The 18,883-nt window shown below is 65.0% G+C and carries 16 protein-coding genes; 11 read left to right on the top strand and 5 right to left on the bottom strand.

Translation table 11 applies throughout. The features are described from left to right. Positions 1-43 precede the first annotated feature (43 nt). From B0G38_RS16090 to B0G38_RS16080, 3 genes are all read left to right on the top strand, one after another. Entirely contained in the window at positions 44-451 is a 408-nt protein-coding gene (locus B0G38_RS16090; RefSeq protein ID WP_264670339.1) for a four-helix bundle copper-binding protein, read from the top strand. Positions 452-651: 200 nt separating this feature from the next. Beyond that, positions 652-2,001: a Na+/H+ antiporter NhaA gene (gene nhaA, locus B0G38_RS16085; RefSeq protein ID WP_264670338.1), complete on the top strand. Its 1,350-nt coding sequence runs from the start codon at positions 652-654 to the stop codon at positions 1,999-2,001. A 126-nt stretch (positions 2,002-2,127) separates the two neighbouring features. Next, complete coding sequence (locus tag B0G38_RS16080; RefSeq protein WP_264670337.1) at positions 2,128-3,756, top strand: HNH endonuclease; 1,629 nt, start codon at positions 2,128-2,130, stop codon at positions 3,754-3,756. A gap of 68 nt (positions 3,757-3,824) precedes the next feature. Here the strand turns inward: B0G38_RS16080 and aztD are convergent, their stop codons facing one another. Further along, entirely contained in the window at positions 3,825-5,078 is a 1,254-nt protein-coding gene (gene aztD / locus B0G38_RS16075; RefSeq protein WP_264670336.1) for a zinc metallochaperone AztD, read from the bottom strand. Positions 5,079-5,709: 631 nt separating this feature from the next. On the opposite strand from aztD, the gene B0G38_RS16070 reads away from it, so the two are divergent. The 6 genes from B0G38_RS16070 to B0G38_RS16045 all read left to right on the top strand — a co-directional run bounded on the left by B0G38_RS16070 (position 5,710) and on the right by B0G38_RS16045 (position 12,221). Further along, positions 5,710-7,593 (top strand): hypothetical protein, encoded by a 1,884-nt coding sequence (locus tag B0G38_RS16070; protein WP_264670335.1) that lies wholly within the window; start codon positions 5,710-5,712, stop codon positions 7,591-7,593. Between the two features lie 178 nt (positions 7,594-7,771). Next, positions 7,772-9,163 carry a CAP domain-containing protein gene (locus tag B0G38_RS16065; RefSeq protein WP_264670334.1) on the top strand — a complete coding sequence of 464 codons (1,392 nt, stop codon included), beginning with the start codon at positions 7,772-7,774 and terminating at the stop codon, positions 9,161-9,163. Positions 9,164-9,221: 58 nt separating this feature from the next. Next, a complete protein-coding gene (locus B0G38_RS16060; RefSeq protein WP_264670333.1) occupies positions 9,222-10,253 on the top strand; it encodes a universal stress protein in 1,032 nt (343 codons plus the stop codon). 75 nt (positions 10,254-10,328) lie between these two features. Next, positions 10,329-11,333, top strand: coding sequence for a pirin family protein (locus B0G38_RS16055; protein ID WP_264670332.1), 1,005 nt, complete (start codon positions 10,329-10,331; stop codon positions 11,331-11,333). A gap of 64 nt (positions 11,334-11,397) precedes the next feature. Beyond that, on the top strand, positions 11,398-11,760 hold the full coding sequence (locus tag B0G38_RS16050; RefSeq protein ID WP_264670331.1) for a GNAT family N-acetyltransferase: 363 nt from the start codon (positions 11,398-11,400) through the stop codon (positions 11,758-11,760). Further along, positions 11,748-12,221: a carboxymuconolactone decarboxylase family protein gene (locus B0G38_RS16045; protein WP_264670330.1), complete on the top strand. Its 474-nt coding sequence runs from the start codon at positions 11,748-11,750 to the stop codon at positions 12,219-12,221. Before B0G38_RS16050 ends, B0G38_RS16045 begins: the two co-directional genes overlap by 13 nt. Positions 12,222-12,249: 28 nt before the next feature. Here B0G38_RS16045 and B0G38_RS16040 read toward each other — a convergent pair whose 3' ends face one another. Further along, a complete protein-coding gene (locus B0G38_RS16040; protein WP_264670329.1) occupies positions 12,250-13,773 on the bottom strand; it encodes an FAD-dependent monooxygenase in 1,524 nt (507 codons plus the stop codon). A gap of 212 nt (positions 13,774-13,985) precedes the next feature. Between B0G38_RS16040 and B0G38_RS16035 the strand changes: the two genes are divergently transcribed. Beyond that, positions 13,986-14,378 carry a TraR/DksA family transcriptional regulator gene (locus B0G38_RS16035; protein WP_264670328.1) on the top strand — a complete coding sequence of 131 codons (393 nt, stop codon included), beginning with the start codon at positions 13,986-13,988 and terminating at the stop codon, positions 14,376-14,378. A 24-nt stretch (positions 14,379-14,402) separates the two neighbouring features. Here B0G38_RS16035 and B0G38_RS16030 read toward each other — a convergent pair whose 3' ends face one another. Next, positions 14,403-14,687 carry a hypothetical protein gene (locus B0G38_RS16030; RefSeq protein WP_264670327.1) on the bottom strand — a complete coding sequence of 95 codons (285 nt, stop codon included), beginning with the start codon at positions 14,685-14,687 and terminating at the stop codon, positions 14,403-14,405. A gap of 246 nt (positions 14,688-14,933) precedes the next feature. On the opposite strand from B0G38_RS16030, the gene B0G38_RS16025 reads away from it, so the two are divergent. After that, entirely contained in the window at positions 14,934-16,244 is a 1,311-nt protein-coding gene (locus B0G38_RS16025) for a Glu/Leu/Phe/Val family dehydrogenase (protein WP_264670326.1), read from the top strand. A gap of 85 nt (positions 16,245-16,329) precedes the next feature. On the opposite strand, the gene B0G38_RS16020 is transcribed toward B0G38_RS16025, so the two are convergent. Next, a complete protein-coding gene (locus tag B0G38_RS16020; RefSeq protein WP_264670325.1) occupies positions 16,330-17,859 on the bottom strand; it encodes an APC family permease in 1,530 nt (509 codons plus the stop codon). Further along, a complete protein-coding gene (locus tag B0G38_RS16015; protein WP_264670324.1) occupies positions 17,856-18,881 on the bottom strand; it encodes an agmatine deiminase family protein in 1,026 nt (341 codons plus the stop codon). Before B0G38_RS16015 ends, B0G38_RS16020 begins: the two co-directional genes overlap by 4 nt. Positions 18,882-18,883: the final 2 nt, after the last annotated feature.

Here is an 18,883-nt window from a genome sequence, read left to right as displayed (position 1 = left end):
ACTGCCGGTCCGTTCCCTGGCCAATTGCAGGAGGAGCAGAACAATGAGCCACATCAAGTCCATGCTTGAGACCTACCCGAAGGATCTGGGCGGGATCGACAAGCAGAAACTGACGGACTGTATCGCGGCATGTTTTGAATGTGCGCAGACCTGTACGGCCTGCGGGGATGCGTGCCTCAGCGAGGATATGGTGGCTGAGCTGACGAAGTGCATCCGGACAAATCTCGACTGTGCGGATATCTGTGCCACGACCGGCAAGATCCTCTCTCGGCACACGGGGTATGACGCGAACGTAACCCGCGCTGTGCTGGAGGCCTGCCGGGTGGTATGCAAGGCCTGTGCCGACGAATGCGAAAGCCATGCGCAGATGCACGAGCACTGCCGCGTCTGCGCAGAGGCCTGCCGGCGATGCGAGCAAGCCTGTGCTGAACTGCTGGGAGCGCTCGGCTAAGCAGCGGCAAAGGGTGCATTGTGATCCGCCTCTTCAGGGGGCGACTTATCCCAACCGGCATCTGCCCACGGACAGTTTTTATGGCCGCTGACAGGCAGTGTTGTTCCGCTACGACAGTTTGAGGCGATAGGGTGGATTCTGGTGAGCCGGGAAGTCTGGTCGGCATGAGAATTCGTCGACCCTTTCCCTAGGAGCCCCACATGGCCCAAAGTTCCCCCGACCGTCCCCGAAAGGCCCGCGTTCTCGGCAGGGGCAGTTACGCCGAAGCCCTGCGGATCGGCGAAATCCTCCGGAAAGAGACCGTCGGCGGTGCATTGCTCGTCGCGACGGCCCTGATCGCCCTGATATGGGCCAACTCGCCGGCGTCGGGCAGCTACTTCGCCCTACGCGACTTCAAGATCGGCTACGAGCCGTGGCACCTGAATCTAAGTCTCGGTGCTTGGGCGGCCGATGGTCTGCTCGCGGTTTTCTTCTTCCTGGTAGGTCTGGAACTAAAGCGTGAGTTTGTTGCCGGGGATTTGCGCGACGCCCGGAAGGCGGCAGTGCCGGTGGCTGCGGCTGTCGGCGGCGTCGTTGTGCCGGCGGTAATCTATGCAGCTGTGAACTGGGGCAGCCCGGATACCATCCGCGGATGGGCCATTCCGACAGCCACGGACATTGCCTTCGCCGTCGCAGTTCTTGCCGTCATTGGTTCCCATCTGCCTACGGCCTTGCGGATATTCCTGCTGACACTGGCGGTAGTCGATGATCTGATTGCCATCGCCATCATCGCGTTCTTCTACACCAGCGATATCCACGTTGCCCCGCTACTGCTGACACTTATCCCGCTTGCCATTTACGCTCTTCTGGCGCAGAAATACCGGCGGTTCTTCGGTCTCAAACCAGCGGCCGCGTGGCTGATCCTGCTGCCGATTGGCATTGTCGCTTGGGCGTTGCTGCATGCCTCAGGTATCCATGCGACAGTTGCAGGTGTACTGCTCGGTTTCGCCATCCCGGTGCTGCGCGGCAAGGCCAGCGGCGGACCGACGGCGGGGCCGGGGCTCTCGGAGATTTTCGAACACCGTTTCCGTCCCGTCTCTGCCGGCTTCGCCGTTCCCGTCTTCGCGTTCTTCTCGGCCGGAGTGGAGATCGGCGGCTTCGATGGCTTGGCCGCCTCGCTCGCCGACACAGTGGCCATCGGCATCATCGCTGGCCTGGTCCTAGGTAAACCGATCGGCATCGTGGCGACTACGTGGTTGATGAGTAAGTTCACTCGCGCCGAGCTTGATCCGTCACTGAGGTGGATCGACCTGCTTGGCATCAGCCTGCTGGCCGGCATCGGGTTTACCGTCTCGCTGCTGGTTGCCGAACTTAGTTTCGGGCTCGGCTCTGCGGCGAACGACCATGCCAAGGTCGCCATTCTTGTCGCCTCGCTGCTTGCGGCGCTTTTGGCGACAGTTGTCCTGCGTGCACGCAACCGGCACTACCGCAGGATCGAAGCAGAAGAAAAGATCGACGCCGACCACGACGGCGTTCCTGATGTCTACCAACAGGACCAGGATGCGTCATAGTCTCTGAACCCATAGATCCCGAACTCCTGCGGGCGGCCGTTTCCTGTGTTGATCGTGCGGCGGAAAGATATCCACCGCCGGGTTTAATGCTTGTGTCGTCCATCACTCAACGATAGAATCGAATGTATGTTCGAGTCAATCGTTCCAGCAGAGATGGATCCGGTGAAACCGGTCCCCGGTGATCCGGGTGCAGCACTGGTCCGTGCCGCGATTGTGGAACTGGCAGATATGGACCAGGACGTCTCCGAAGGGGTGCGGATCGACCGGATCACGGCGATGGAGGAACTCAAGGCAGCCCTCGCTGCCGCGCAGGCCCGGGAAACGGAGGTGTTTGTTGCCTCCCGGCGGGAAACCCGCGCGGCGGCCGGGGTCGCGGCGGAGAAGCGGAGCCGGGGCCTGGCCAAGGAGATCGGCCTGGCACGCAAGGACTCGCCCAACCGGGGCGGCAAGCACCTGGGTATCGCGACCACGCTGATCAGGGAAATGCCGCACACGTATAAGGCGCTGGCCGAGGGCCGGCTGAATGAGTGGCGGGCGGCCATCCTGGTCCGCGAGACCGCGTGCCTGAGCATGGAAGACCGCGCCAAGGTTGACCAGGAATTGTGTGCTGATCCGAAGACGTTGCGCGGCTGCGGGGACAAGCGGATCGGGGCGTTGGCGAAGCAGGCCGCGCTGCGGCTGGACCCCCTGTCGGTGGTCCGCCGGGCCGCGAAAGCCGAAACCGAACGCCATGTCTCCTGCCGTCCGGCGCCGGACACCATGGCCCAGGTGTCCTGCCTGGTGCCGGTGGTGCGGGGCGTGGCCGTCCTCGCCGCCCTGACCAAGGAAGCCGACCGGTTGAAGGCACAGGGCGACGAACGCTCCCGGGGCCAACTGATGGCCGACATTTTCGTCGAACGCGTCACCGGCCAGCCCGCGGAGAATCCCGCAAAAATTGAAGTCCAGCTGGTCATGACCGACCGCACCCTGTTCCAAGGCGACTCCGAACCGGCACACCTGACCGGGTACGGCATCGTCCCCGCGCAATGGGCCCGCGATCTGATCCGCACCGGCGACACCGACGACGGGGTTGAGGGAACGGCCGGTAACGCGGACGATCCCGGCATCGGTGGCGGCCCCAATAACGGCACCGCAAAGAAGCTCAAAGTGACCGACGGACCTGTACCGGCCGATGATGCCGGTGCAGGCACCGGAGACACTGGAAATGCGGGAGACAGCGACGCCGGCAAGACAGGAGAAGCCGGCACGGCGACCGGGCCCCCTGGCTTCAAGCGAAAAGCCTCCGGCAATTCGGAAGATGTGGAAGTGTGGGTGCGCCGCCTCTACACGGCGCCGGGCACCGGGCAGTTACTTGGGATGGATTCGCGGGCGCGGTTGATGCCGGCCGGGATGCAGCGGGTGATCCAGGCGCGGGACCAGCTCTGCCGTACCCCGTGGTGTGACGCGCCGATCCGCCACCACGACCACGTTGTGCCCTGGCGCGACGCCGGGGAGACCACCGAGGTCAACGGGCAAGGGCTATGTGAAGCGTGTAACCTGGCGAAGGAATCTGAAGGCTGGGACGCACAAACGGTCCCCGGACCGCGGCATACTGTCGAAACCACCACGCCGACTGGGCACACCTACTTATCCACCGCACCAGCACTGCCCGGCACCTCACCGGTTACGGAGCAACCGGATGAGCTGCCCGAGCCGGTGTCGGTCTTCGAACGGGCGCTCGGCCGCATCGACTTCCTCTACCGACCCGCCGCCTGATAGTGGTGACGTACGAAGCTACCAAGGTAAAGGCATTCAGCCTGATGTGTGCCGGATAAGGCAGGGCATCAGTTGCCGGCGCCAGTCAGCTCATTCGGAACATGCGGTAGCTTTGCGCTCTCAATCACGTCGCCGGATTCCAGATCGACTGCGTGGATGGACGAGTTGTCTGGATCCGTCACGTACGCGGTATGGCCCTGGACTGCCAAAGCAGGCCGCGGCTGCTGCCATTCCACCGGCTCCTCCCATTCGCCGATCACAGGGATGCGGGCGGTCGCGGCTCCGCTGGCAGGATCGATAACGTGGAGTGATCCATCCGTGCCCAGTACCAAAGCTTGACCATGCGGACCTCGACCAAGCGATCTGAAGGAGTAGCTCGTGCCCAGTTCGACCAGGTCCACGCTGCGGTTGTTGGTATCTATCAGGGCGATCCGCTCCGGCCGTTCCAGTTCAGCGTTCGGATCCGTTTTGTAATCCGCAAGCACAACCGAGGACTCCTCCGAGCCCTTCTGGTTTCCCATCCGGCCATAGTCGTCCGGACTGTCCACCTTGGTGATCTTGCCGTCCCGGTAGACCAAGGCTCCGTTTTCGCACCCAACGGTGACCGCTTCGTCTGCCGCCGTGGCCTCGCCGTGCACGCCTGGGCATTGCTCGTTGCGCATAATCTCGCGGCGGTCCTGATCCAGCAACGCAAGGCCCGAGCGGGAAGTGCTGTTGCCGATAGTCAGCAGCATGTTGCCGTTTTTTAGTTCGACGGCGACGCCGTGGTGGGCTTCGGCGGCGGTGTAGGTGTCGGTATCCGGCTGGCCGTTGGCAAGCTGGGCGGGGTCGAAAGATTCGATGACCCCCGTGCCGTCGCTGAATAGGACCGTCCGTCCGGCATGGCTAACCACGTGGCCCGGTTGGTCCGCTACGAACTCGACGCCCGTCAGTGATGGGGCAGTGGCGTAATGATGCGCATGGTCTCCATGGGCCTCGCTCCAGCTGCCCGTGTCCAGGACTTTGAAGGCGCTGCCGGTCGAGACGATGACGTGTCGGCCGTTGCCAGCTGGGTTGAGCCGGTTGAAGCCGTCCAACTCCACGGTTTCCACCAGTTCAAGGCTTGCGCCGTCGAGAACCATGACGCCGCCGTCGTACGTCAGGGTCAACCGGGGTGCGGCCTCACCCAGTTCGACGACATCGGACTTCGGAATGGGGCCGGCAGCAGAAGAGCCAGCCGGATCCGGCCCCGCGGCGGCTGCTCCACAGGAGGTCAGGAGCGCGAGGGCAAGAGGTGCGGCGAGCCAGGTGTGCCTGCGGCAAGGTGCTATCAGTGAATGCATGCATTGAAGTTAGCATTAAATGAGAATCATTTTCATTAAAGAGATGAGAAGGATTATTTTGGGATTGCGGATAGAAAGTGATGCATGAGGTCTAACGTTTCAGCAGTTTTGGCCGCATAATGTCGTTGGGGGAGCGGCGGCGACATCGTGGGCCCCCATCCGGAACGAATCTTGGGGGTACATCATTAAGGGTCTCAGCCTTTTCCGGCCACGTCTGGCGGGACGAGTTGCCATAGCAGCACTTGCATCATTGGCGCTGCTGGCCTCCGGCTTGCCGGCGCAAGCCGCGGACCTGCCGGAAGTGTCCGGCGCGTCCGCGACGCAGCCGCCAGCCGGTGAAGTGAGGGCAACGGACACCGCTGTGCGGTCGACGGCGCCGACGTCGTCGTCAATATCGGAACCGGATGGAGCTTCTTCCAGGATGCCATCGGATGGCTCGGCTGATCCCGTTCCTGGAACGACGGATGCAGGGATGACGGGCGGGACTGAAGCGCCTGCGGGATCGACTGCGCCTGCCGAAACTGCGGCGCCAACGGAAGCCGCGGTCCCGGTCGAGCCGTCTACGCCAGCGGAAACTTCCACGCCAGCGGAAACTTTCACCCCGGAAGAAACACAGACGCCGGATGGGCAGTTGACTCCCGGTCCCGGCGAAACAGACCAGACGGACTCTACGGAGGAAGCAGCCGAAGCCGAACCGCCAGCCGAGGAGGCAGCCGAGGCCGAAGCGACGGCCGGGGAGGCTATCGCGGCGAAGGCCGATGAGCTGAAACTCGTGCCGCACAACGATCTTAATTGCACTCTGGTCGGCGAGGGCTGCGTGCAGACCTACACGTCGGCCGATCGTCCCACGGAGCGCATCGCCATCTACTGGACCGCCGCTACCGGCGCACACACCGTGGACCTGACCCACGCCGTCGGCAAGGCCTACCGCAAAGCCGGGTGGGAAGAGGGCAAGTACGGCTACCCGACGTCGGACATGTCCGGCGTGCCGAACACCAAGGTTTCGGTGCAGTCCTTCGAGCACGGCAAGATCGTGGACACGTCCGCCCACTATGCGGCGGGCCGGAAGGCGCTGGCGGACCGGGCCTCGAAACTGAAACTCACCGCGGTCAACGGCTACGCCTGCGAGCTGCGCGGCTACGGCTGCGTGCGCACGTACAAGCCCGCTGGCAGCAGCAAGCGGATCGCAATCTACTGGACCCAGGCCACAGGTGCGCGGACGGTGGAACTTACCCACGCCGTCGGAAAAGCGTACAAGGCGTCCGGCTATGAGAAGGGCAAGTACGGCTACCCGACGTCGGATATGAGCGTGGATTCGAAGACCCTGGTCGCAACGCAGAGCTTCCAGAAGGGCAAGATCGTGCACACGCCGCCGCACGTGACGGCCGGCCGGAAGGCCCTGGATTCCCGGGCCAAGCAGCTGAAGTACACGGCGGTCAACGACTACAACTGCCGCCTGCCCGGCGACGGTTGCGTGCGCACCTACAAGCCCTCGCTCTCGAGCAAGCGGCGCATGGCCATATACTGGACCGCCAAAACCGGTGCCCGCACCGTGGAACTGACCCACGCCGTCGGTAGGAAATTCGCGGCGGCCAAATACGAGCGCGGGCTCCTCGGCTACCCCACCGGGGACATGAAGTGCGGGCTCAAGTCCAGGGGCTGCGTGCAGGTGTTCCAGAAGGGGCAGATCGCCTACTCGCCGGCCACCGGAGCCCGGACGCTGACCGCCCAGATCAACTACAGCTGGAAGGTTCGCAGCAGCCAGAACGGGACGCTTGGCTACCCGCTGCAGGACGCGGTGACGCGCAGCGGCAAAACCACCCAGGTCTTCCAGGGCGGCTCGCTGATCGCTGCGAAGGTCGGCGCCAGCTACCTGCCGAAGAACGAGTGCTGGGCCATCGGCGCGCACAAGACTCGCTACTACCACGGCTGGGCCAATCGGGTCTCGTTCACCATCTCGGAGAAATACGGCACGTACAAGGCCAGCTTCATCAACTGCGTTCGGATCGGCTCCGTCTATAAGCAGGAATGGAAAACGTCCAGGGCCACGGTGGGGCTCAAGGGGTTCAAGAAGCCCGGCGTCGCGTCGGGCCACACGATGTACCGCTGGTCGCCGCAGGGCAGCTTCACCGTCACCGATGCCTTCGGCGAAGGTAACCCGGGGACCGGGCTCAACTACCGGAAGCTGAATCCGCGGTCGCAGTGGTCGGGCACGCCGGGCAGCGGGTACAACAAGTACTTCGAGTCCTCCTTCAACCGCTGGCCGGACGAGCAGATGTGGCAGATCATGCGCGCCCCCACCGGTGACTACCGCCAGGGCGCGGTGATCGACTACAACCGCGGGCCGGGACAGAAGATCAAGCAGGGCGCGGGTTTCGCCATCTTCCTGCACGCGAATGCGGTTCCCACTTACGGCTGCATCGCGCTGGATCTGCCCAACGTGACCAGGTACCTGAAGACGGCGGATAAAGGCGATCGGATTGTGATGGGAGTCCGGGCAGACATCTTCAAGTAGCTCCGCAAGCAGTTTCCCGCCGGCTCGACTACTAGTAGATGACGGGCACTGACAAGGGTCTTTGGGCCATTGTGTGCGCATTCGTTATGGTTTTGTGAGCTAACGACGGCGGCGCCCCACCTGAGGTGGAACGCCGCCGTCGTTGTGACCCTCCCCAAGGAAAAACAGGAAAAAGACAGTGTCGAAACTTAAAGCATTAATGTCCCTCGCTCTCGGTGCCTCCGTGGCCGCCGCAGCCGTTGTGGGACCCGCCCCCGCCGCCCTGGCCGCTGTGCAGCCGAACCAAGGTGCCGGCGTCGTTGTTCCGCAGGCCGCGGGCGACAGACTCAACACGGCGAACAAGCAGCAGATCATCGACGTGTTCAACGGGATCAACAAGTTCCGGGCGAGCAAGGGCCTCAAGCCGGTGAAGTTCAACGCCACCGTATCGGAGCTATCCGAGGACTGGTCGGACAAGATGGCCAGTACCGGCGACTTCAAGCACAACCCCGGCTACACCCAGGATCCGCGCGTTGCCGACCGTTGGTCCAATGCCGGCGAAATCATCGCCTACCGGACGGATACCAGAGGCCAAGGGCTGGTGGACCAGTGGATCGGCTCGCCCGGTCACAACCGGATCATGAGCGACCCGGCGTACGACACGATCGGCGTCGGCATTTCCATCAAGAAGGACGCGAACGGGCGCGTGAAGATGTACGGCACCGTGAACTTCTTCAAGTTCCGCACACCTCCGGCCGGCCAGTACAACACGGCATCAGCGTTCTTCGGCTCCACGGCGCCCTCGCCCGCTGCGGCCCCGGCTCCTGCCGCTGTTTCTGCTCCTGCGGGTCCGTCCATCCAGTCCGCCGGGGACATCGTGGCCGTGGACCAGGCCGGTGTGCTGTGGAACTACGGGACCGGCAAGAACAACGCGAATTCATCCGCGTGGAAGGTCGGCTCCGGTTTCGGCAACGCGAAGGAAGTCCACGTCGCGGACTGGAACGCGGATAAGACGATGGACATCGTGGCCCAGTGGGAGAGCGGCAAGCTCAGCGTCTACCCGGGCAAACCCGGCGGCGGTTTCGCCAGTGCCATCACCATCGGCGCCAGCGGCTGGGCCGGCTACGAGGTCACGGTTGGTAAATGGAAGAAAACGGACCGCTACCCCTCCGTAGTCGCGAAGAGCGGGTCGGGCACCCTGTACCACTACCCGAACCTCTCCGGCGGCAAGCCCTCCGCGCGGACCCAGGTGGACACCGGCTGGAAATCCCTGACGATCAACCAGCTTGACTGGGACAAGGACGGAAACACCGACATCGTCGCCCGCACGTCGGCCGGCCAGCTGAAGCTCTACCGCACCAACGGCAACGGGAAGTTTGTTCCGGAGAGCCGCAGGATCATCGGCAACAGCGGGTGGAACTCGATGACCGCGCTGACCTCGATCCGCGGCTACAACGGGGCGGGAAGCCAGGGGCTGCTGGCCCGCTCCGCCGCCGGCGTCCTGTATTACTACCAGGCGAATGACTCCCGCTGGGCGGGCCGGGTCACGGTGGGAACCGGCTGGAACGGCATGGAGATCGCCGGCCACTAGCGCGTCTCCTGCCGCCTGCCCTCTACTCAGCCAGCGTGAGGACGCCTAGGGTTGAGTCATGGAAGACGTTGTACTTGTGGGCTTTGACGGATCGCCGGCCAGCAGCGGCGCCTTGGACTGGGCCATCGGCGAGGCCCGGCTCCGCGGCTGGCCGCTGCGGCTGGTGACGGCGTTCTCGCCGGCCCAGAACATTGCCGATCCTATGGTGGAGGGCAAATACGTCGAACTTGAGACCCGCCGGGGCGAGTCCATGCTGCAGGAAGCCCTCGAGCGTGCCAGGAACCAAGGCGTAACGGTGGAGTCCCGCGTGGTGGCGGGGAATCCTGGCGGCGTGCTCGTAGACCTCTCGAAGTCCGCCGCGCTGGCGGTGGTCGGCAAACGGGGCCGCGGCGGGTTCGCCGGCCGGCTGATGGGCAGTGTCTCCTCGGGGCTGGCGGCACACTCGAAGTGCCCCACCGTGGTGATTCCCGAAGCTGCCGCTCCGGCCCGGAACGCCGGCCGGAACGCCAGGGGCACTGAGGCGGAGCACGCCGAAGTGCCTGCCCGCAGGACGGAGACGGCACCGGTTCCTTGGCTGGTTTCGGCCCCGGAGGGCATGAGTGCCGAGGGCGTGCACCCCGACGACGAGAGCCAGTCCTGGAGCTATGCAGGCCAGATTGTCATGGCCATGGACGCCCTCGGATCGAAGAATCCGGCCCTCTGGGCTGCAGCGGAAGCGGCGCAGTTCCAGGCCAAGCCGCTGACCCTGGTTTCCACCCGCGCTCCCTACTACAGGGACTCGGTCTGGCTGGACCACGCCGAAGGCGCCAGCCGGTTCCGGCAGGAAGTCGCCCATGACCTGGACACGGTCCTGGCGGAGGTCCGCTCCCGGTATCCCGACGTCAAGGCCAGCTGGCAGTTCTACATTGCCAAGCCGGCGGAGATCCTGGTCGAGGCCACGCAGACCGCGGATCTGCTGGTGCTCGGAACCCGCGGACACGGCGGCTTTCCCGGGCTGCTGCTGGGATCCGTCAGCCAGGCCGTCCTGCAGCACGGCGTTTCGCCCATGATGGTTGTCCCCAGGTCGAGACAGCAGCAGGAACAGCATTAGCCATACTCTGAGTGCGTAGCGTGTAGGCTATACATGTGTTTGCATGTAAGCCTTGGCAGGAAAGGGCGTTGGGCAATGAGTAACCTTGAGCCGCATCCGCAGGAAATGCTCTGCGGGAACGAAGCGGAAGTGGGCTTAGCCCAATCGCGGGTGGAACTGCTGGAGCCGCGCGAGGTGCCGCTCGGCGGCCCGCGGGCCATGAACGTCCGGCGCACTTTGCCGCAGCGGCAGCGCTCCCTGATCGGAGCCTGGTGCTTTGTGGACCACTACGGTCCGGACGAGGTGTCCGAAACCGGCGGCATGCGGGTTCCGCCGCACCCGCACACCGGACTGCAGACAGTGAGCTGGCTCTTCACCGGCGAGATTGAACACCGCGACAGCGCTGGATTCCACGCGTTTGTCCGCCCCGGCGAACTGAACCTGATGACGGCGGGCCGGGGTATCTGCCACTCAGAGGTTTCCACCGCCGAAACAACGGTCCTGCACGGCGCCCAGCTGTGGGTGGCGCTGCCGGATCATGCCCGTTTCGCCGATCCCGGGTTCGACCACTATGCGCCGGAGCCGGTCATCACCGATGCCTACGAGCTGCGCGTCTTTATGGGATCGCTGGCCGGCAGCGTATCCCCGGTGGCACTCCATTCGCCGCTGCTCGGCGCGGAACTCCTGCTGAAACCGGGGCAGAGTGCCGTCTTTGACGTCGAGGAGGCCTTCGAATACGGCGTCCTGGTGGACAGCGGTACCGTCCGCTTCAACGGGGCCACGGCCACCGCCGATCAGCTGGCCTACCTGCCCACCGGGCACCGGGAAATCGAGCTGACCTCGGAGTCGGACGAGCCCGTCCGGCTGCTGCTGATCGGCGGCGAGCCGATGGGCGAAGCGATCGTCATGTGGTGGAACTTCGTCGGGCGCGACCACGACGAGATCGTTGAATTCCGCGCCAACTGGCAGGCCGAGATCGGTGCCGAACCGCATCCAGCCGGAGCCGCGGCGACCAACCAGTTCGGCACGGTGGTGGGCAACACCTTGGCTCCGCTGCCTGCCCCGACGCTGCCCAATGCGCGCATCCGCCCGCGCCGCTAACAGCAACGCCTGCCCCGTCCTCCGGGCCGGGTGCACCGACTTATCCATCGAGGAGAGGAACACCATGTCCAACGAAACTGCCGCCGAGGCCCGGGAAATCACTCTGGTCCACGCGCCCGAGCGCCACCGCTACGAATTGCACGACGGCGATGCAACCATCGGCTTCACCATCTACCGGCGGCTGCAGCCCGGACAGGACCAAGTCGTGTTCGTCCACACAGAAGTGGATGATGCGTACGCCGGTCAGGGGCTGGCCTCGAAGCTGGCACGCTTCGCCCTCGACGACGTGAAGGCCAGCGGCCGGCGCATCCTCCCGCTGTGCCCCTACATCGCTGCGTTCGTACGTAAACACCACGAGTACGACGACGTTCTGGACGTCCCCGCGCAGGGCGAGGCCGAGACCGAGGAGGCCCGGTGGAGCAAGTGACGCGGGAGCGGATCTTTATCGACAAGCAGCACCCGGCCGTCTACCGGGCGCTGAACGGTCTGGGCCTCAAGGTTCGCGAAGCCGCGGATGCCGCCGGCATCGACCGCATGGTCACCGAACTGATCAACATCCGGGTCTCCCAGATCAACGGCTGCGCATACTGCCTGGACATGCACGTCACGGATGCCCTGGCCAATGGGGAAACCATCCAGCGGATCGTGGTCCTGCCGGCATGGCGGGATACCCAGCTCTTCACCGCTCAGGAGCAGGGCGCCTTGGCCCTCGCCGAATCTCTGACCGAGTTGCCGGACCATGAGAGCCAGGACCGGGCTTACGCCTTTGCCCGCAAATGCCTCACGGAGGACCAGCTCTCAGCAGTCAGCTGGATCACCTTGACCATGAATGCCTTCAACCGGCTCTCCATCATCAGTGAGCATCCGGTGCGAGCTGCCAAGGCCTGAGCAACCGCCGGCACTGGCCACCTCGGGCTTACCGTGCCATCGCGGCCGTGAACGTTGAGACGGCGTTGACCGGCAGGGACTCCGCCGCGACAAAACCGTCCGGCCGGACCAGATAGAAGTACCCCGGCTGCAGCTTCTTGTTGCCGTTCAGCGGCAGGTCATGGACGTCCAGACCCAGCGCGGAACGGACGTGATGGACGGCGACGTCGTCAATCCCGCCGTAGGCGTGGACCTGCCAGGTGAGCGAGCGGAGCGTCTCGAAGTTTGAACCGGTGTACGGCAGCCTGCGCCCGACCACTTTGCCACGGCGGCCGTTGGCAGCTTCCTTGGCTTCGTCGCTCATCCAGTAGTGGATCCGCACCTGGGACACGTACTCGAACAGGCGCGGAGCTCCCTTGAGCCGGGGCAGGATGTTCGTTGCCACCGGTGCGAGCACGGGAAGGATCAGCTTGCGGAGGGTCCGGGCCACCGGACGCGCCGAAGTGATGATGCCGAAGAGTCTGTCCGTGGTCGAGATCAGCCGGCGCGCAACGGGACGCCGTTCGGCCTCGTAGCGGTCGAGATAGCGTTCCGACGCCCGGCCCTGTAATACGTCTGCGAGTTTGAAGGCAAGGTTGTGCGCATCCTGCAATCCGGTGTTCATGCCCTGGGCCCCAACAGGGGAGTGCACATGGGCGGCGTCGCCAGCCAGGAACACCGGACCGTCGCGGAAGGCCGCCGCGGTGCGGTGGTGCACTTTGTAGGTGGAATACCAGCGCGACGGTCCGTAACTGACGGAGTAGATCCGCTGCAGGCGCCGGCGCACCGTGTCCTCGGACAGCTCGTCACCGCCAATGTCGGAGTTCCGCACTGTGCCGATCAGCCGCAGGTCTGAGTTGCCGCCCATTGGAAATCCGAGCAGGAAATCCTCGGTGCCCGGCCGGATGTTGACGGCGTCATGGGCCAGACCCCGCACCTCGGTCGCATCCGAGACGTAGAAAGTGTGGGCGTTGGTGATTCCTTCAAACGCGATGCCGCGCGCCGAACGCACGGTGGAGGAACCGCCGTCGGCACCCACGCAGTACCGTGCGCGGACCCGCACCCCGCCGTCGTCGGCCGCCAGCGTGGCCGTCACCGGCAGCGGATCGGTCAGGTCCACGTCCAAGGCAGTCAGCCGGTGCTGCCAGAGCACGTCGGAGCCGAGCGCCGTGAGGTTGTCCACCAGGAGTTGCTCGTTTCTGCTTTGCTCCAGGAAGGTGATGCCGGGATACGGGGTCACATCGCGCCCCAGCCGCCCGATGGGAACCCGTCCCAGCTCGCGCGATTCGTAGCCGAAGACCAGTTTTTGCGCGACAGTGCTCTCGGTGAGTACCCTCTCGATCACGCCGAGTTGGTCGTAGATCTCCATGCTTCTGGCCTGCAGGCCTAAGGCGCGGGACTCCCGCGTCGGCTCGGATTTGCCGTCGGCCACCAGCATGGGCACACCCAGCTTGGCCAGCCAGTTGGCCAGCATCAGTCCGGTCGGTCCCGCGCCGACCACCAGGACATCGGTCTGGATCTCGCGCTCTGCCATGTCAGTCCGCACCCCGTCATCGAGCGATTTTTACCCGGCCACCAGCGCAGCCGGGCCTACACCTCAGCGTGCGTTACCGAGCCGGAAACGGTCAAGGGGGAAAGGCAGGTGGCGGTTGCGGAACGATCGCATAACAGAGGGGCCGCAAGTCGGATATAACGACGCCGGAGAGGACTATGATGCTCTCATAACTCCGAGAGGATGGTGGCGTCATGAGCGATGCGCTGGATGTAGGGTCCACGGCAGCCACGGCGGATAAAGGAATGTACCGGCAGTTGCTGGAGGAGAAGATCGCCGAGGCCCGCCTGCAGATCGAACGGCTGACGGCGGACATTCAAGAGGCGACAATAGCTGCGCACGATATCCCGGCCGACGACGAGCACGACCCGGAGGGTTCAACGCTCACGCTTGAGCGCGCGCGCGAGGTCGCTCTGCTCGACGCCACCGAGAAGTCGCTCGCCGAACTGCTGGAAGCCGAGGACCGCCTCGAGAACGGCAGCTACGGCACGTGCCAGAACTGCGGGCGCGAAATACCGCGCGAGCGGCTCGAAGTCCGGCCGGAAGCGCGGTTCTGCGTGCAGTGCGCCAGCGCCCGACGGCGGTAAAGACCGCCGCCAAGCCTGTGCTTGTTAGACGTCGGTGCCGGGATCGTCCCTCAGCCCGCGCTGGGCACGGTCGGCCTCATCGGAGGCTTCCTCAGGCAGCGGATCTGCTGCCGGCGGCACCTGGTCCGGCGCGTAGTCCTGAAGCCCCGCGGCCACGCGCTCCTGTTCAGCGGCGGCCTGCAGATCGTCGTCGTCCACGGTCTCAGGCATTTTGCCGTGGCCGGTCCGCGTCGACTGGGGCAATGCGTCCTCCTGCGGGTCGATGACGTCGTCGAGGTTGGGGGAGTTTTCTTCGCGTGGGGTAGACATGGTCGCTCCTTCGCTTGGGGGTCTTTCCACCCTAGGAGCCCTACCGGCCCGCTGCAATGGGCCCGTGCAGATCCGCACGCCCACGGCACAGCGTGCACGCCCACCGTGGCTTGCGCGCCGGCCGCTGTAGATGGCCACAACAACGCGGCGGCCCGCTGTGCACTCGCCCACTGACGTTCCCCTTTCGTCCTTATAGCCTCAGGAAGGCAGCTATCCGCCATCCAGATAAATAAGGATCGAACGTCAATGACGACAACTGTTTTATCTCCGCACGACTCCAGCGATTCCGTCCAGGCCCCAGTGGCCCCTAGCACAGATGCGGGTCCTTGGGAGAGCGCACAAAGCCAGCTGGCCTCGGCCGTCCGCACCCTCGGCTACAGCTCCGGGCTGCACCAGATGCTGGCCCGGCCACGCCGCGAGCTCTCCGTCAGCATCCCGCTGCGCAGGGACGATGGCAGCGTGGAAATCCTCACCGGTTACCGCGTCCAGCACAACTTCTCGCGCGGGCCGGCCAAGGGCGGGCTGCGCTACAGCCCGGAGGTTTCGCTTGACGAGGTGCGCGCCCTGGCGATGTGGATGACTTGGAAGTGCGCCCTTCTTGATGTGCCTTATGGCGGGGCCAAGGGCGGGATCACCATTGATCCGCGCAACTACTCGCAGCAGGAACTTGAGCGCGTGACGCGCCGGTACACCAGCGAAATCCTGCCGGTGATCGGCCCCGAAAAGGACATTCCGGCTCCGGACATCGGAACCGACGAACAGACCATGGCGTGGATGATGGACACCTACTCCGTCAACGTCGGCTACACCGTGCCCGGCGTGGTGACCGGCAAGCCGGTCAGCGTGGGCGGTTCCCTTGGCCGGGCCAGCGCGACCTCCCGCGGTGTGGTCCATGTTGCCTTGGCCGCCCTCCGGCAGGCTGGGATCACCCCTGCCGGGAGCACCGCCGCCGTGCAGGGCTTCGGCAAGGTTGGTGCCGGTGCCGCGGAATTCCTCGCCGAAGCCGGCGTCGCCGTCGTCGCTGTTGGAGACCAGTACGGCGCGATCTACAACGCAGCCGGACTGGAGATCAAGGCACTTACGGAACATGTCCGTGAAACGGGCAGCGTAGTCGGGTTCAAAGGCTCTGAAGCCATCGGTTCCGAGGAGCTGCTCGAACTCGAGGTCGACCTGCTGGTGCCGGCCGCCGTCGAAGGTGTCCTGCATGGCGGGAATGCCGGACGGGTGCGGGCAAAGGTCATCGTGGAAGGCGCCAACGGGCCGACCACGGCGGCTGCCGATGCTGTTTTCCGCGAGAACGACGTGCTGGTAGTGCCCGATATCCTCGCGAATGCCGGCGGCGTGATCGTGTCCTACTTCGAGTGGGTGCAGGGCAACCAGGCTTACTGGTGGACTGCGGCCGAGGTCGAGGAGCGGCTGGAGCAGCGCATGCTCGCCGCTTGGGAGAACGTGCTGGCAGTAGCTGCCCGGCGCGGCCTGAGCCTGCGCGAGGCAGCAACCGTGACGGCGGTTGAGCGCGTGGCGGAAGCCCATCTCACCCGCGGCCTCTACCCCTAAGCCCGGAGCCTGACCGCAGGTAAGAAACAGCAAAGGGTGCTGCCGCAGATTGCGGCAGCACCCTTTGAGCTTGGTGAATGTGGAACTACTCCGGCACCACCAGGGCTGGCGAATCCTGCTCGAGCGTTTGGCCGCGGAAGAACGCCGGGTTCCGCCGGTAGAACAGCAGCATCGCCACCAGTCCCAGCGCGATGATGCCCACGCCGATGATGAAGACCAGCCCGACCCCGAAGACCTCAGAGCCGCTGCCGAACGCCGGATCCCAGCTGTCCACCGCGGTCTGGAGGAAGACGACCACCAGGGCCAGGCCGCCGAGCAGCGGGAACAGGAACCGGAACAGGAAGCTGCGTGCATTCACGAACGCGGTCCGGCGGAAATACCAGACGCAGGCCAGCGCGGTCAGTCCGTAGTAGAAGCAGATCATCAGGCCCAGCGCCATGATCGTGTCGTTGAGGACGTTGTCGCTGACAAAGCGCATCAGCGTGTAGAAGCCTGCCGAGACCGCACCGGCCACCACCGTGGCATAGACCGGCGACTGGAAGCGCGGGTTGATTCTCGCGAAGCGCTCCGGCAGCGCCTTGTAGTAACCCATGGCGAGCAGGCTGCGGGCGGGGGAGATCATGGTGGACTGCAGCGAGGACGCGCAGCTGGAAAGTACCGCCAGCGAAAGGAGGATGGCGAAGGGGCCCATGACGGGGCCGGCGATAGCGGTGAAGACGTTCTCGGAGATGTCCGGATTGTTCAGTCCCAGCCCGGTGTCCCCGATGCCGGCGAACATGATCGTCGCAACCGAGCCCAGCAGATAGATGACCAGAACGGCGATGGCGGTAACCGCGGCGGCGATGCCGGAGGTCCGCTTGCCGTTGGTGGTTTCCTCATTCATCGTCAGGCAGACGTCCCAGCCCCAGAAGGCGAAGATGGACAGCGACAGGCCGGCGGCGAAGGCGGAGAAGCTCTCAATGCCGAACGGGTTGAACCACTCCCAGTCGAATGCCAGCGGCTGCGCCTCCGGGACAGTGCCGAGCTTGGCCAGCGCGCCGAGCACAAACCAGGCCAGCACGCCCAGCTGGAAAATCACCAGCACGTACTGCACGGTCTTGGTGGTCTTCATGCCGCGGCACGAAACCCAGACCGCCAGCGCCACAAAGACCAGGCAGGTCAGCACATTGACCACCTTGTTCGCGGCCAAATCCGCAATGGCCTGGGAACCGGTGAGCTGGGAGAGGAAGAGATAGAAGAAGTCCACCGCCACGCCAGCCAGGTTGGAAAGCACGATGATGTTGGCGGCCAGCAGCCCCCAACCGCCCATCCAGCCCACAAACGGTCCGAACGCCTTGGTCACCCAGGTGAACGTGGTGCCGCTGTCCGGCGAGTCCGCGTTCAACTCGCGGTAGCCCAGCGCCACCAGGAACATCGGCACGAAGCCGACAATGAAGATCGCCGGCAAATAGGTGCCGATGGCCTGCACGGTGGGACCCAGCGTGGAGGTCAGCACGTAGGCCGGGGCGATGGTGGAAATACCAATAACGACGACGGCGAGCAGGCCGAGCTGTCCGCTGGCGAGCCCCTTGCCGGTCCGGGCCGCCGCCGGGGCGGTGCGTGTTGTCTGGCTCATGTCATGGCCTTTCGGGAAGAGCGGGGCTGCTGCTGGGTGATGCAGTGGATGCCGCCGCCGCGGGCGAAGAGTTCGCGGGCGTCCACGCCGACAACGCGGCGGCCGGGATAGACGTCGGCGAGAATGGCCAGCGCCTTTTCATCCGACGGGTCCGCGAAGGTGCAGGCGATGACGCCGCCGTTGACCACCAGATGGTTGATGTAGCTGTAGTCCACGAAGTCCTCGTCGTCCCGCAGCGTTTCCGGCGCGGGTACTTCGACGATGTTCCAGCTGCGGCCGGCGGCGTCCGTGGTGCCGTGAAGGAACGCGATGATCTCGCGGCTGACCTCATAGTCCGGATGGTCCGGGTTGTTCTGGGCGTGGACCAGCAGCGTCCCGGGGGAGGGGATTGCGGCCACAATGTCCACGTGCCCGCGCGTGCCGTAGCGCTGGGAATCGCGGGTCAGGCCGCGCGGCAGCCAGATGACCTTGGCGGCGCCGATGGTGCGCGCGAGCTCGGCCTCGATCTGCGCCTTGGTGGCCCCGGGATTCCGGCCCGGGTCCAGCTGGACGGTCTCGGTGACCAGGACGGTGCCTTCGCCGTCCACCTGGATGCCGCCGCCCTCGTTGACCAGCTCGGATGCAATGCGTTCGACGCCGGCCATATCGGCCACGTGCGCGGCGATCTTTTCGTCCTTGTCCCAGCTCGCCCAGTCCTGCTGGCCCCAGCCGTTGAACACCCAATCGACCGCAGCCAGCCCGCCGTCGTCGTTCGTGACGAAGGTGGGGCCGATGTCCCGCATCCACGCATCGTTCAGCGGAGCCGTGACCGTTTCGACGGCGGGGGAGAGGTAGTCCCGCGCGGTGGCGACGTCGGCCGGATCCACCACCATGGTGACCGGTTCGAATTCGGCGACGGCGTTGGCCACGGCCGCCCAGGTGGAGCGGGCGGCGTGGGCCTGCTCCTCGGTGTCGCCCAGTGTGTAGCCGCCGGGCGGGAAAGCCATCCAGATGCGGGACTGCTCGGCCGTTTCGGCGGGCATCT

The sequence above is a fragment of the Crystallibacter permensis genome (assembly GCF_025960875.1).
GTDB lineage: Bacteria > Actinomycetota > Actinomycetes > Actinomycetales > Micrococcaceae > Crystallibacter > Crystallibacter permensis.
The sequence above is the reverse complement of the archived record's forward strand: the minus strand, read 5'-3'. Positions and strand labels throughout refer to the sequence as shown.